This is a genomic window from Streptomyces sp. NPDC048612 (assembly GCF_043199295.1).
Classification (GTDB): Bacteria; Actinomycetota; Actinomycetes; order Streptomycetales; family Streptomycetaceae; genus Streptomyces.
On the sequence record NZ_JBICVV010000050.1, the window covers coordinates 1 to 13477 of the forward strand.

Sequence of the window (13477 nt, forward strand, 5' to 3'; positions counted from 1 at the left end):
GCCGTGACGTCGGGGGCCCCGTTATTTCGCGCGGGCCCGGTTTCCGCGCGTAAACCCCCCGCCGGGGGGGGGGGGGGGGTTGGGGGGGGGGGGGGGGGGGGGGGGCCCGGGCGCCCCCCCCCCGCCCCCGGCCGGGTCAGAAAGCCGCCTGGTACACCAGACCGGACAGCACCGCGCCGATCAGCGGACCGGCCACCGGAATCCAGGAGTAACCCCAGTCGGAGGAGCCCTTGTTGGGGATCGGCAGCAGGGCGTGTGCCAGACGCGGCCCGAGGTCACGGGCGGGGTTGATGGCATAGCCGGTGGGCCCGCCCAGCGACAGCCCGATGCCGACCACCAGCAGTGCGACGAGCAGCACATTGATCCCGGAGCCGTAGATCCCCGCGTGCGCGCCGGGGACCTGGCCGATGCCGATGCCCTTGTTCTGGCCGAAGAACAGCAGCGGCAGCACCAGGGCGACGGTGGCGATGACCTCGGTCACCAGGTTGGCGGCCGGCTTGCGGATCTCCGGGCCGGTGGCGAAGATCCCCAGCGTCGGCTGGGCCTTGCTCTGCTCGGCGTTGGCGGCGAACTGCGCGTAATACAGGGCCCAGGCCAGCACGGCCCCGATCACCGCGCCCACCATCTGCGCCAGGACGTACAGCGGCACCTTCGACCACTCGGTGCCGCCCGCGATCGCCGAGCCCAGGGTCACCGCGGGGTTGAGGTGCCCGCCGGACAGCGGCGCCGCGGTGTAGGCACCGGCCAGTACGGCCATGCCCCAGCCGAGGGCGATCACGACCCAGCCGGCGCCCTTCGCCTTGGAGTGGTGCAGTGTGACGGCGGCGCACACGCCGGCGCCGAAGAGTATGAGTATCGCGGTGCCGATCACTTCACCGGCGATGATGTCCCCATTGGAGTACATGGCGGCTCCTTGTCCCTCGCCCGGGGACGTCCCCCGGTCCTCCGTGCAGGGTGCGTGCCACCGGCGGGCAGCGGACAGCCGCTGCCACCCGGGGTGCCTGAGTGCGGCGATGCCGCCCGGCATCCGGAAGTGTTCACCGGCGGTGAGGGGCCGTCAAGGTCGCGTACAGCAGAGGATGTTGGGGGAGGGGGAGGTGCCCGGCCCGTGGTCGCCGTACGCGCTTCCCGTGGCGGCGCCCGCGGGCGGGCCGCGACCGTACGGCCGGGCACCGCCGGTCCGGCACCTCACACCCGTAGGTGCGCGACCGCGCTCACCGCACCACGACGACGGCCGACCCGTGCCCGAACAGCCCCTGATTGGCGGTCACTCCCACCCGGGCGCCCGGCACCTGGCGTGCGCCCGCCCGCCCCCGCAACTGCCAGGTCAGCTCGCAGACCTGGGCGATGGCCTGGGCCGGCACCGCTTCGCCGAAGGACGCCAGACCACCGCTGGTGTTGACGGGCAGCCGCCCGCCCGGCGCCGTCGCACCGTCCCGCAGCAGCTTCGCCCCCTCACCGGCGCCGCACAGCCCCAGATCCTCGTACCACTCCAGCTCCAGGGCGGTGGACAGGTCGTAGACCTCGGCCAGTGAGAGGTCCTCGGGTCCGATCCCGGCCTCCTCGTAGGCGGCGCGCGCGATCGACGCCCGGAAACCGGTCTCCGGCTCCGGCACGGCCGCCGCCGAGTCGGTGGCGATGTCCGGCAGGTCCAGGACGGTCCGCGGATAGTGCGGGGTGGCCGTGGAGACCGCACGGATGCGGACCGGGTCCGCGACACCGTGCCGGCGCGCGAAGTCCATGCTGGTCAGGACGAGTGCCGCGGCGCCGTCGGAGGTGGCACAGATGTCCAGCAGCCGCAGCGGGTCGGCGACCACGGCGGACGCCGCGACCTCCTCCGCGGTGACCGGCTTGCGGTAACGGGCGTACGGATTGGCCGCGCCGGCCGCCGCGTTCTTGACCTTCACCCGGGCGAAGTCGTCGGTCGTGTCGCCGTACCGGGCCATCCGGCGGCGTGCGTAGAGCCCGAAGTACGCGGGGTTGGTGGCGCCCAGCACCCGGAACCGCAGCCAGTCCGGGTCATCGGGCCGCTCGCCGCCCGCCGGGGCGAAGAACCCCTTGGGTGCGGCATCGGCGCCCACCACCAGCGCCACGTCGGCCATACCGGACAGGATCTGCGCCCGCGCGGTGCCGATGGCCTGGGCGCCCGACGCACAGGCCGCATAGACGCTGGTCACCCGTGCACCCTGCCAGCCCAGCGCCCTGGCGAAGGTCGCGCCCGCAACGTACCCGGGGTAGCCGCCGCGCACCGTGTCCGCGCCGACCACGCTCTGGACGGCGCGCCAGTCGATCCCGGCGTCCGCGAGAGCGTCCCTGGCCGCCTTCGTCCCGTACTCGACGAAGCTGCGCCCCCACTTGCCCCAGGGATGCATACCGGCACCGAGCACCGCGACGTCGCCGTCGGCGGGGCTGTGGTGGGCGGGGCTGTGGTGGCGGGCGGCGAGATGCGGGCTCCTAGGGGGCCGCCGCCCACCCACGGGGTTGTTTTTTTCCCCGCCGCCCACCCCCCTTCGGGGGGTGGGCGGGTGTAGCGAAGAGGCCCCCACCCGACCCCCGCCCCCACCCTCGTTCCCGTTCCCGCTCCCGCCCTCCACCAGCCCCCACCGCCACGTCGTCCAGCTGTGCCGCTCGTCCTCGTACAGCACCCCCGGCACCAGCTCGACCTCCGTCCCCACCCGAAGACCGGCGGCGCGGACACCGGGCGCCGCCTGACCGAGGACCACCATCCGCTCCTCGGTCAGTTCCACGGCGAGCAGGAGGTACGGCTCCCACGCGGCGTCCGGATCGGAGACGTACGGGGCGGGCGGGCGATAGCGGGCGTCGGTGTACGACCACACCGTCCCGCGCCGGGACAGCGGCACCTCCGCCAACTCCGTGCCCCCGCATTCGGGGTTGCGGCAGAAGGCGTCCTCACGGGGGAAGAACACCGCACCGCAGGCCCGGCACCGGGTCCCCAGCAGCCGGAAGTCCGCCGCATCCTGGTCGAACCACCCCGGCACCACAGGCTTCCGCGTACGTGCCACAGCCCCTCCTCCACCACGACCACCGGTCACGCATCTGACGGAACGTCAGGAGTGTGGCATGCGGCTGCCTGAGGTGGAAGTCCGGTACAGGCGTGGGGGATCAAGCCGTGCGGGGGAGTGTGCGGCGATCGACGGTGCCGGCCCGGTGGCGGACGGGGCTGCCGGGCCCGCCCGTGTGTATTGCGGGTGCCCTTCGCGGCGGTGGTGCCCGGTTGAGGAGCCCTACGCGCCCGAGGCCTGGGCGGCGGCGAGGCTTTGTCCGCGGCCGGGGTCCCGGTCGCCGACCTGGATCTCGGCGGCCGGGGCGGTGCTCCTCCGGAGGGAATGTCGCCCGGACGGATGACCGGGCACGGATTCGTCGAACCGGACGCGGCCCGGCGGCGTCCCCCAGAACAGGGTCCGGGGCACGGGATCGACGGGGGTGATGCCGTGCCCCGGCCCACGGAAGCCGAGGCGCCGCACACGGAGCCCCGCCCGCGGCCGGTTGCTTCGACGCCCCGTGCACGCCCGTGCGGTGGCGCCCCCGCCGATCACCCCGGCGGCCCGCCGGCCCCCTCAGCGCCGGCCCGGCAACCGCCCCCCTATCGGAAAGTCGAAGTAGGTCTCAGGAAAGGTCTCCGGCGTAAAGGTGTAGTGCCACCACTCGTTCGGGTAGTTGACGAATCCGGCACGCTCCAGGCCGTCCTTCAGCAGCAGACGGTGGGCCCGCTGACGGCCCGTGATCCGTGGGTCGAGGGTGTGCGCCAGGGTGTCGAAACAGTCGAAGCCGGTCCCCATGTCCAGCGAATTGTCCGGGAAGCGGGCCGCCTTCGGGCCGTAACACGGCGCCAGCGGCTCCCCGGGGACGTACGGCCGGGTCGGCAGCGCGGGCAGCCGCACCAGTGTCAGATCGACGGTGCTGCCCCGGCTGTGCCCGGACTTCTCCGCGATGTAGCCGTCCCGGAAGAGCATCGACTTGTCGACCCGCGGATAGAACTCGCCCTTCATCCGCTGCTCGCCGAGGTCCTTGGCCCAGGACACGAAGTGGTCCACGGCGCGCTGCGGGCGGTAGCAGTCATAGACCTTGAGGGAGTAGCCGCGGCGCAGGTACGAGCGCTGCGCCCGGTGCAGGGCCCGCGCCGCGTCCCGGGTCAGCAGACACTGCGGCGCCCGATAGCCGGTCACCGGCACCCCCATGAAGTTGTGCGGGGTGACGTAGCGCATCTCCTGGATGATCGTCGGGTCCACACTGCGCAGCGCGACGAACTCCCGCGGCATCGTGGGCTCGTGGACGGCAGGCGACGACGGCGACGGCGCCGGGCGGACGGGGGCGGCCGCCGCGCCCGGAGCGAGTGCGGGGACGGCGATCAGGGCGGCGGCAGCGGCGGCGAGGCCGCGCAGCGCGGCAGGGAGTCTCGGCATGGCCCTCGTCTACCAGGCCCGACGCCCGGAGCGGAAGCCCCGCCACCCTGCCAACCCACTGCCATCCAGCGCCAACCCGCCACCACCACAGCCCATTCGGCCCGCACAGCCCCAGCGACCCGTTCCCAACGCCCCCCGCTACCCGTCGGCCCCCTCCGCCACCCCCCGCACCCGCACCCGATACCCCACCGCGCCCCCATCCCGCCGCTCCACGACCACCCGGCCGCGCGACCACCGCGAGGTGAAGCGCTCCACCGTCGGCCGCTGCCAGCCGTCCCCGGTGTCCGGCACCACCAGCCCACTGCCCCCGCGCCCGGCGGCCGGCGCCCACGCCTCCAGCTCCGTGCCGCCGTCCGCCCCCGCCACCGGCAGCACCGCACCGGCCCGCGCCAGCACCGGAATCCGCGACAGCGGCGCCTCCACCCACACCTGCCCGGGACCGTCATAGGCCCGCCCGGTCGCCGTGTCGTACCACCGGCCGCGCGGCAGCCGCACCGGCCGCCGGGTCACCCCCGCCGCCAGCACCGGCGCCACCAGCAGCGCGTCTCCCAGCAGAAAGGCGTCCTCGCAGTCCCGTAGCGCCCGGTCCCGCGGCGCGCTCCACCACAGCGGCCGGACATACGGCGCTCCCGCCAGCCGTGCCAGCTGCCCCAGCGTCCCGAAGTACGGCAGTAGCCGTCGCCGTTCACGCAGCGCCGTACGGGCGTGGTCCAGCACCTCGCTCCCGTATTCCCACGGCTCCCGCCGCCCCGCCCCGAGGGCCGAGTGCGTACGGAACAACGGCATGAAGGAACCCAGCTGGAACCAGCGCAGATACAGCTCCGGGGACGGCACCCCGGAGAACCCGCCGACATCGGGACCGCTGTACGGCACCCCGCACAGCCCCAGCCCCAGCACCAGCGACAGCGACGCCCGCAGACCCGGCCAGCCCGTCGCCACATCGCCCGACCAGCTGCCGCCGTAACGCTGCATCCCGGCCCAGCCCGCCCGGGAGAAGAGGAACGGGCGCTCGCCCGGCCGCAGTTCGCACAGCCCCTCGAAGCCGGCCCGGGCCATGGCCAGGCCGTAGACGTTGTGCGCCTCCCGGTGGTCGCCGCCCCGCCCCTCCAGCGCATGCCGTGCCGAGCGCGGCAGGGTCCCCTCCCCGAACGCGGCGAAGGAGACCGGTTCGTTCATGTCGTGCCAGAACCCCGAGAAGCCCTGGGCCAGCCGCTCCGCGTACTGCGCGCCCCACCACTTGCGCACCCGCGCATCGGTGAAGTCCGGGTACACCGACTCGCCCGGCCACACCAGCCCGCGCACCTCGCGCCCCCGCGCGTCCCGTACGAAGGCGTCCGCCGCCGCCCCGCCCTCGTAGACCGCGTCGCCCGGCTCGGCCTTCACCGCCGGGTCCACGATCGACACCAGCCGCACCCCGTCGGCGCGCAGGTCCCGGGCCAGCCCCGGCAGATCCGGGTAGCGCTCCTTGTCGACTGTGAACACCCGGTGCCGGTCGAAGTGGTCGATGTCCAAATGGACGGCGGACAGCGGTAGTTCGCGCTCCTGGTAGCCGGCCACCACCCGGCGCACCTCGGCCTCCCCGCCGAACCCCCAACGGGCGTGCTGATACCCCAGCGCCCACTGGGGCGGCAGCGCGGGCGCACCGGTCAGCGCCGTCCAGACCTGGAGCACCCGGGCCGGCGTCCCGGCCAGCACCCAGTAGCGCAGCGGCCCGCCGTCCATCCGCAGTTCGGAGGTGCCCGGCCGGTCATGCCCCGAGCCCGCCCCCTCCGCGCCCTCGCGCAGCGTGACCCGGCCGTCGAAGGAGTTGTCGTGGAAGACCAGATGGGTACCGGCGTCCGCCACCACCAGCTGCACCGGCATCGTCAGCGACAGCGGATCGTCACCCGGGGCGAAGGCCCCTCCCGGGTCGGTGTTCCACAGCCGGTACGCGCCGTCCCGCAGCCGGGGCCCGTGCGCCCGGCCGCCCAGCCCGAAGAACCGGCCGTCGGCGGCCACTTCCGAGCGCTGCACCCAGCGCGAGACCCCGGACACCTCCGGCTGCCCGGCCCGCCCGTCCGCCCCGGCCTCGCCCGCCCGGTCCCACCAGCGCGGCGGCAACTCCCGCCGCAGCACCGCCCCGCCGGGCGTCCGTACTTCCACCGCGCCGTGCCGGGATACCACCACCAGCACCCGCTCGGAGACCACCCGCCAGCCGCCCTCCGTGTCGGGCTCCAGCACCGCCCGCGCGTCCACCTCCGGACACGCCCCGGCCAGCGCGTACGACGGCTCCGGCTCGGCACCGTCCCAGCCGCAGAACACCGCGCCGCCGGCGGCCACCCGCACCCGCAGCGACGAGCGGGCGAACCGGATGACCCCGCCGCCGGGCTGCGGCTCCGCGCTCCGGGCCGGCCCCGGCACCCGCGCCCGTTCCGCGCCGGGCCGCGGCAGCGCCCGGGCATCCGCTCTCCGCGCCCGCCATGCCGCGCGCACGGACCGCAGCCCCTGCGCCGGCCCCACCGCCCTGATCACCCGCACCGACCGCACCAGATCCCGCCCGTCCATACCGCTCAGCCTCCCATTGACGAGTGGGTCCGGGTGAACCGTTCAACTGCCGTTCACCTGCGCCGTGTCACGCTCGGCCACCTTCAGGCCCGAGGCCCGCCCCACCACGGCCCAATCCCGCCAAGGGCTCCGGCCCCCGCCCCCGCGCCACAGGGTGCCGCCACATCCGCCACCCCCCGAATGTGGGTGGCCCACCCTGGTGCACAAGTCGATCACATGGCATCGTCCAGGCAAGCCGTGTCACGCGCACACGCCCACCCACTGGGCCGGGGGACCCCCACCACCGTGCGCGCCCGACGCCCACGACGCGTATCGCCCGGGAGCCGCATCATGACCACCGCACCGCCGTCCGCCCACCAGCCGGAACCGCTCTGGCAGCCAGGCCCGGACCGCATCGCCGGCGCACAGGTCACCCGCTTCCACACCTGGGCCGCCGCCCACCACGGCGCACCCGCCCCCACCCCCGGCGACCCCGCGAAGAGCTACGCCGACCTGCACCGCTGGTCCGTCGACGACCTCCCCGCCTTCTGGCAGGCCACCGCCGAATGGTTCGACGTCCGCTTCGCCACCCCGTACGAGACCGTCCTCGCCGACCCCGCGATGCCCGGCGCCCGCTGGTTCCCCGGCGCCACCCTCAACTACGCCGAGCACGCCCTGCGCGCCGCCGAGGACCCGGCCCGCGCCGACGCGCCCGCGCTGCTCTACGTCGACGAGACCCATGAGCCCACCCCGGTCACCTGGACGGACCTCCGCGCCCAGGTCGGCTCACTGGCCGCCGAACTCCGCCGCCTCGGCGTCCGCCCCGGCGACCGCGTCAGCGCCTATGTCCCCAACATCCCGCAGGCCGTCGTCGCGCTCCTCGCCACCGCCGCCGTCGGCGCCGTATGGACCTCCTGCGCCCCCGACTTCGGCGCCCGCAGCGTGCTGGACCGCTTCCAGCAGATCGAGCCCGTCGTCCTGTTCACCGTCGACGGCTACCGCTACGGCGGCAAGGAACACGACCGCCGCGACACGGTCGCCGAACTCCGCAGCGAACTGCCCACCCTCCGCGCCGTCGTCCACATCCCGCTGCTCGGCACCCCCGCTCCTGAAGGCGCAGTGAACTGGTCGGACCTGACCTCGAACGACACGGAACCGGTCTACGAGCAGGTCCCCTTCGATCACCCGCTGTGGGTCCTGTACTCCTCCGGCACCACCGGCCTGCCCAAGGCCATCGTCCAGTCCCAGGGCGGCATCCTCCTCGAACACCTCAAGCAGACCGGCCTGCACTGCGACCTCGGCCCCGACGACCGGTTCTTCTGGTACACCTCCACCGGCTGGATGATGTGGAACTTCCTCGTCGCCGGCCTCCTGGTGGGCTCCACGATCGTGCTCTACGACGGCAGCCCAGGACACCCCGACGTCTCCGCCCAGTGGCGGGTCGCCGAAACCACCCGCGCCACCGTCTTCGGCACCTCCGCCGCCTACGTCATGGCCTGCCGCAAGGCCGGCATCCACCCGGCCCGCGACCTCGACCTCTCCGCCGTCACCTGCGTCGCCACCACCGGCTCCCCGCTCCCGCCGGACGGCTTCCGCTGGCTGCACGACAGCTTCGCGGAGGGCGGCACCGACCTGTGGACCGCCTCCGTCAGCGGCGGCACCGACGTCTGCAGCTGCTTCGCCGGCGCCGTCCCCACCCTCCCCGTCCACATCGGCGAACTCCAGGCCCCCTGCCTCGGCACCGACCTCCAGGCCTGGGACCCCCAGGGCAAGCCCGTCATCGACGAGGTCGGCGAACTCGTCGTCACCACCCCCATGCCGTCCATGCCCACCCGCTTCTGGAACGACCCCGACGGCACCCGCTACCACGACAGCTACTTCGACATGTACCCCGGAGTCTGGCGGCACGGTGACTGGATCACCGTCACCCCCCGCGGCAGCGTCGTCATCCACGGCCGCTCCGACTCCACCCTCAACCGCCAGGGCGTCCGGATGGGCTCCGCCGACATCTACGAGGCCGTCGAACGGCTCCCCGAGATCCGCGAATCCCTCGTCATCGGCCTGGAACTCCCCGACGGCGGCTACTGGATGCCGCTCTTCGTCCACCTGGCCCCGGGCACCACCCTCGACGACGCCCTCCGTGACCGCATCAAGCGCACCATCCGCGAACAGCTCTCCCCGCGGCACGTCCCCGACGACATCATCGAAGCCCCCGGCGTCCCGCACACCCTCACCGGCAAGCGCATCGAGGTCCCGGTCAAACGCCTCCTCCAGGGCACCCCCCTCGAAAAGGCCGTCAACCCCGGCTCCGTCGACAACCTCGAACTGCTCCGCTTCTACGAGCAGGTGGCCCGCGACCACGCCACCGACCGCACGCGGTAGACCCGTCCGGCGCCGGACCACCGCAGGCCCGCACGGCCCCCGGTCCGGCGCCCGGCCGCATTGTCAGACCCCCCGATTACTCTCAGTGACAAGTGGCGTCCGGCCGGCGCACCGCTCCGCGCCGGACGCATCTCACCAGGGGGGAACCATGACATCCACATCCAGGTACACCGACCGCTCCGCCGCCCACCGCAAACTCCGCCGCGAAGTCCCCAGCGCCGCCGCCGTCCTCGCCGACGAGCAGGACTTCCAGGCCATGAGCCGCTACCGCACCTTCCCGTTCGACGACCACCGCAGCTACCTCCGCCAGATGGAGCACCTGCTGCGCACCCTCGCCTCCCAGGGCGTGCTCACGACCGTCAGCCTCTTCGACCCCGCCGCCTACGAGAAGTACTGCACCGACCTCGCCCTCGACCCCGACCGCACGGACAGCCGCAGCCGCTACACCGCCGAAGTGGCCCGCACCGGCGCGACCCTGACCTACCAGGGCGAACCCCTGAGCCGGCTGCTCCCGCTGCTCGTCGAGGAAGCCGGCCGCCAGGCGACCTGGGACCACGCCTCCGCCGTCCTCGCCCGCGCCGGCGACTGCCCGGAGTGCGGCGACGACCTCGCCCACGCCGCCTTCGCCCGCGCCACCCTCGCCGTCCAGCAGCTCCTCGCCTCTCTCGGCAGCGGCAGCCACCACCTCGTCTGCTCCGTCGCCGCCGGAGAACCGCCCCTCCTGGCGGTCCTGCACGCCACCGCCGAGGAGGGCACCCGCCTCCAGCTCGACGAATCGGACACCCTCGTCTTCTGCACGGTCCTTGCCGCCGGCCTCGCCCTGCGCACCCCCGGCGGCATCGTCTCCCGGACCACCACCGGCCCCGCCGACCACGACACCACCGGCGCCCCCGCCCACGACACGGTCCGCGGCTGGTCCCTGCACGAGGCCTGGCCCCGCGCGCTGAGCGCCGCCGAGGTCTTCACCGCCTACTGCACCGACGCCGAAACCGGCGAGCCGATCCCACCCGAGCACGGCGTCGACTACGCCCCCGGCCTCCCGCTCACACCCCCGCCCGACCCCCACCACCACGACTGACCACACCACGCACCAACAGCACGGCCGCCCCGCCACAAAGGGCGGGACGGCCGTCCACACTGCTGCGACGCACCGCGCCGCGCGAGATCACTCCCCGGAGAGCACCGCCTGCGCGGCAGCGCGCGCATCGTCCGCGGTGTCCGCGGCCCGCGCCGCGGCCGCCGCCCGCTCACACTGCGCCAGCGTGTGCTTGGACAGCGTCGACCGCACATACGGAAGCGACGCCGCACCCATCGACAGGCTGGTCACGCCGAGCCCCGTCAGCACACACGCCAACAGCGGATCGGAGGCCGCCTCACCGCACACACCGCAGCTCTTGCCCTCGGCCTTCGCGGCCTCGGCCGAAACCGCGACGAGGTCCAGCAGCGCCGGCTGCCAGGGGTCCTGCAGCCGCGAGACGGCACCGACCTGACGGTCCGCGGCGAAGGTGTACTGCGCCAGGTCATTGGTCCCCAGCGAAAGGAACTCGACCTCCTGCAGAATCGACCGCGCGCGCAGCGCCGCGGACGGAATCTCCACCATCGCCCCGAACTTCGCCTGCAGCCCGGCCTCCCGGCAGGCGTCCGCGAACGCCTTGGCGTCGATCCGGTCCGCCACCATCGGCGCCATGACCTCGAGGTAGACCGGCAGCCCCTCGGCCGCCTTCGCCAGCGCCGTCAGCTGCGTCCGCAGCACATCCGGGTGGTCGAGCAGCGTCCGCAGCCCCCGCACACCCAGCGCGGGGTTCGGCTCGTCGGCCGGCGTCAGGAAGTCCAGCGGCTTGTCGGCACCGGCGTCCAGCACGCGCACGACCACGCGCCCCTCCGGAAACGCCTCCAGCACCTTCCGATACGCCTCGACCTGCTTCTCCTCGGACGGCGCGTTCTTGCTGTCGTCCAGGAACAGGAACTCCGTACGGAAGAGACCGACGCCCTCCGCCCCGGCCTCGACCGCCGCGGCCACATCACCGGGCCCGCCGACGTTCGCCAGCAGCGGCACCTTGTGCCCGTCGGACGTGGCACCCGGACCGGACGACGCCGCCAGCGCCGCCTTCCGCTCCGCCGCGGCCTGCTCCAGCGCCGCCTGCTTCTCGGAGCTGGGCTCCACGAAGACCTCACCGGTGCTGCCGTCGACGGCGATGACCGTGCCCTCGACGAGCTCACCCGCACCGGGCAGCGCGACGATGGCCGGCACCCCCAGCGCCCGCGCGAGGATCGCGCTGTGGCTGGTCGGCCCGCCCTCCTCGGTCACGAACCCGAGCACCAGCGTCGGGTCCAGCAGCGCGGTGTCGGCCGGCGCCAGATCCCGCGCGATCAGCACATACGGCTCGTCACTGTCCGGCACACCCGGCATCGGCACGCCCAGCAGCCGGGCGACAATCCGGTTCCGCACGTCATCGAGGTCGGCCACCCGGCCCGCGAGGTACTCACCCGCACCCGCCAGCAGCGCCCGGTAGGCGGCGAACGCGTCATACACACCGCGCTCCGCGGTGCTGCCCACGGCGATCCGCCGCTCCACATCCGCCATCAGCTCGGGGTCCTGCGCCATCATGGCCTGTGCCTCCAGCACGGCCTGCGCCTCACCGCCCGCCAGGTTTCCCCGCGCCATCAGATCAGCGGCCACAGCCTCCACGGCCTGACGGGCACGCCCCTGTTCGCGCTCCGCCTCGTCCGCCGGAATCTGCTTGGCCGGCGGTTCGAGAACCGCCGTACCCATGTGCCGCACCTCGCCGATCGCCACACCGTGGCTGACGCCGACGCCTCGCAGCGTTGTCTCCATTGCACCCGTCTCCGGTTGATGCGGCGGCCGGGACCGCCGCGTGGATGTCGTACCTGCCTGGGGAAAGGGGCCCCGGCTCCTACTGCCAGGAGAAGAGCTGGTCGCCCGCCTTGACCTCGCCGTCCTCCCGCACCTCGCCGAGCGAGTCCGCGGTGGCCTCCAGCGCGACGACCGGGCACACCGGCGACTTCCCGGCCTGCTCAACCGCGGCCGGGTTCCAGCGCACGACCTCCTGGCCGCGGGTCACGGTGTCACCCTTGTTCACAAGCAGCTCGAAGCCCTCACCATTCAGCTGCACGGTGTCGATACCGAGATGGGTGAGCACGCCGTGCCCCTCGGAGTCGACGACGACGAACGCGTGCGGGTGCAGCGATACGAGGACACCGTCCACGGGAGAAACAGCGGCGGACGGCTCACGGACCGGATCGATGGCGGTACCGGGACCCACCATCGCTCCGGAGAACACCGGGTCGGGCACAGCCGCGAGTCCGATGGCGCGTCCGGCAAGAGGGGACGTCACGGTGGTCATGGGAAGCCTCCCAGGGGTGGAGATTCATCAGGCCGCCGTCACTACCTGTCCTGGACGGCGCACCGTTCAGAAGCGTAAGTCATAAGAACTGACGGTTCCGCATGAGAGACGCCGGTTGCCGTCCGCGAGTCCCGCTGAATCGATTTGCCTCGCCCACACCGGAGCTGTACTGTCTGACACCTGCCCCGGACAGCCAGGACGCAATCAACTGCGTCCGGTTGAGGTGGGCGGCACTCCTAGCGTCTTGATCGCGACTCAAGAATTGCGCTTTCTGCATGCCTGCAGAAAAGCAGCGGTTCGAAAGCCGGAAAAGGCCTGATAGAGTGTGAAGCACCGAAGGGAAGCGCCCGGAGAGCCCGGTACTGAGAAATCAGAACCGATAAGGCACAAAGGAAGCGTCCGTTCCTTGAGAACTCAACAGCGTGCCAAAAGTCAACGCCAGATATGTTGATACCCCGTCGACCGGAAACATCCGGGAGATGAGGTTCCTTTGAAAGTCCTGTCGGCACATCGTGCGGATAGGCAAATACACAGCGAGGACGCTGTGAACCGTGAGGACTATTCCTCCGAACGGTTCCGCTCAACGCGAGTGTCACCCGGTTACGGGTAAACATTCACGGAGAGTTTGATCCTGGCTCAGGACGAACGCTGGCGGCGTGCTTAACACATGCAAGTCGAACGATGAACTTCCTTCGGGAGGGGATTAGTGGCGAACGGGTGAGTAACACGTGGGCAATCTGCCCTTCACTCTGGGACAAGCCCTGGAAACGGGGTCTAATACCG

Annotated in this window: 8 protein-coding genes, 1 rRNA gene and 1 pseudogene; 3 read left to right on the forward strand and 7 right to left on the reverse strand. The window is 72.8% G+C overall.

Features of this window, described 5'->3' with window-relative positions:
* Nucleotides 1–136: 136 nt before the first annotated feature.
* The 5 genes and pseudogenes from ACGFN2_RS35590 to ACGFN2_RS35610 form a co-directional block, all read right to left on the reverse strand.
* A complete protein-coding gene (locus ACGFN2_RS35590) occupies nucleotides 137–904 on the reverse strand; it encodes an MIP/aquaporin family protein (protein ID WP_393367098.1) in 768 nt (255 codons plus the stop codon).
* Between the two features lie 310 nt (nucleotides 905–1214).
* Nucleotides 1215–2387 carry a lipid-transfer protein gene (locus ACGFN2_RS35595; RefSeq protein ID WP_393367109.1) on the reverse strand — a complete coding sequence of 391 codons (1173 nt, stop codon included), beginning with the start codon at nucleotides 2385–2387 and terminating at the stop codon, nucleotides 1215–1217.
* Between the two features lie 213 nt (nucleotides 2388–2600).
* Nucleotides 2601–3023: pseudogene (locus tag ACGFN2_RS35600) on the reverse strand (Zn-ribbon domain-containing OB-fold protein); the annotation flags it as partial.
* Nucleotides 3024–3578: 555 nt separating this feature from the next.
* Nucleotides 3579–4424, reverse strand: coding sequence for a M15 family metallopeptidase (locus ACGFN2_RS35605; protein WP_393367100.1), 846 nt, complete (start codon nucleotides 4422–4424; stop codon nucleotides 3579–3581).
* A 138-nt stretch (nucleotides 4425–4562) separates the two neighbouring features.
* Nucleotides 4563–6968 carry a glycoside hydrolase family 31 protein gene (locus ACGFN2_RS35610; RefSeq protein ID WP_393367102.1) on the reverse strand — a complete coding sequence of 802 codons (2406 nt, stop codon included), beginning with the start codon at nucleotides 6966–6968 and terminating at the stop codon, nucleotides 4563–4565.
* Nucleotides 6969–7298: 330 nt separating this feature from the next.
* Here ACGFN2_RS35610 and ACGFN2_RS35615 point away from each other — a divergent pair, with 330 nt between their 5' ends.
* Nucleotides 7299–9329, forward strand: a complete 2031-nt coding sequence (locus tag ACGFN2_RS35615) for an acetoacetate--CoA ligase (protein WP_393367104.1) — start codon at nucleotides 7299–7301, stop codon at nucleotides 9327–9329.
* A gap of 148 nt (nucleotides 9330–9477) precedes the next feature.
* A complete protein-coding gene (locus tag ACGFN2_RS35620; RefSeq protein ID WP_393367106.1) occupies nucleotides 9478–10407 on the forward strand; it encodes a hypothetical protein in 930 nt (309 codons plus the stop codon).
* A gap of 87 nt (nucleotides 10408–10494) precedes the next feature.
* Here ACGFN2_RS35620 and ptsP read toward each other — a convergent pair whose 3' ends face one another.
* Both ptsP and ACGFN2_RS35630 read right to left on the reverse strand, forming a co-directional pair.
* Nucleotides 10495–12165, reverse strand: a complete 1671-nt coding sequence (gene ptsP / locus ACGFN2_RS35625) for a phosphoenolpyruvate--protein phosphotransferase (RefSeq protein WP_362612880.1) — start codon at nucleotides 12163–12165, stop codon at nucleotides 10495–10497.
* 79 nt (nucleotides 12166–12244) lie between these two features.
* The gene (locus ACGFN2_RS35630; protein WP_362612883.1) at nucleotides 12245–12694 is read right to left on the reverse strand and encodes a PTS glucose transporter subunit IIA; all 450 of its coding nucleotides are present in this window, start codon (nucleotides 12692–12694) and stop codon (nucleotides 12245–12247) included.
* Between the two features lie 613 nt (nucleotides 12695–13307).
* On the opposite strand from ACGFN2_RS35630, the gene ACGFN2_RS35635 reads away from it, so the two are divergent.
* A 16S ribosomal RNA gene (locus tag ACGFN2_RS35635) occupies nucleotides 13308–13477 on the forward strand; the annotation flags it as partial.

Excerpts from the sequence above, each read along its gene's own strand:
- ACGFN2_RS35590 (WP_393367098.1), bottom strand. The coding sequence starts at position 904 with ATGTACTCCAATGGGGACATCATCGCCGGTGAAGTGATCGGCACCGCG.
- ACGFN2_RS35605 (WP_393367100.1), bottom strand. The coding sequence starts at position 4,424 with ATGCCGAGACTCCCTGCCGCGCTGCGCGGCCTCGCCGCCGCTGCCGCC.
- ACGFN2_RS35610 (WP_393367102.1), bottom strand. The coding sequence starts at position 6,968 with ATGGACGGGCGGGATCTGGTGCGGTCGGTGCGGGTGATCAGGGCGGTG.
- ACGFN2_RS35615 (WP_393367104.1), top strand. The coding sequence starts at position 7,299 with ATGACCACCGCACCGCCGTCCGCCCACCAGCCGGAACCGCTCTGGCAG.
- ACGFN2_RS35620 (WP_393367106.1), top strand. The coding sequence starts at position 9,478 with ATGACATCCACATCCAGGTACACCGACCGCTCCGCCGCCCACCGCAAA.
- ptsP (WP_362612880.1), bottom strand. The coding sequence starts at position 12,165 with ATGGAGACAACGCTGCGAGGCGTCGGCGTCAGCCACGGTGTGGCGATC.
- ACGFN2_RS35630 (WP_362612883.1), bottom strand. The coding sequence starts at position 12,694 with ATGACCACCGTGACGTCCCCTCTTGCCGGACGCGCCATCGGACTCGCG.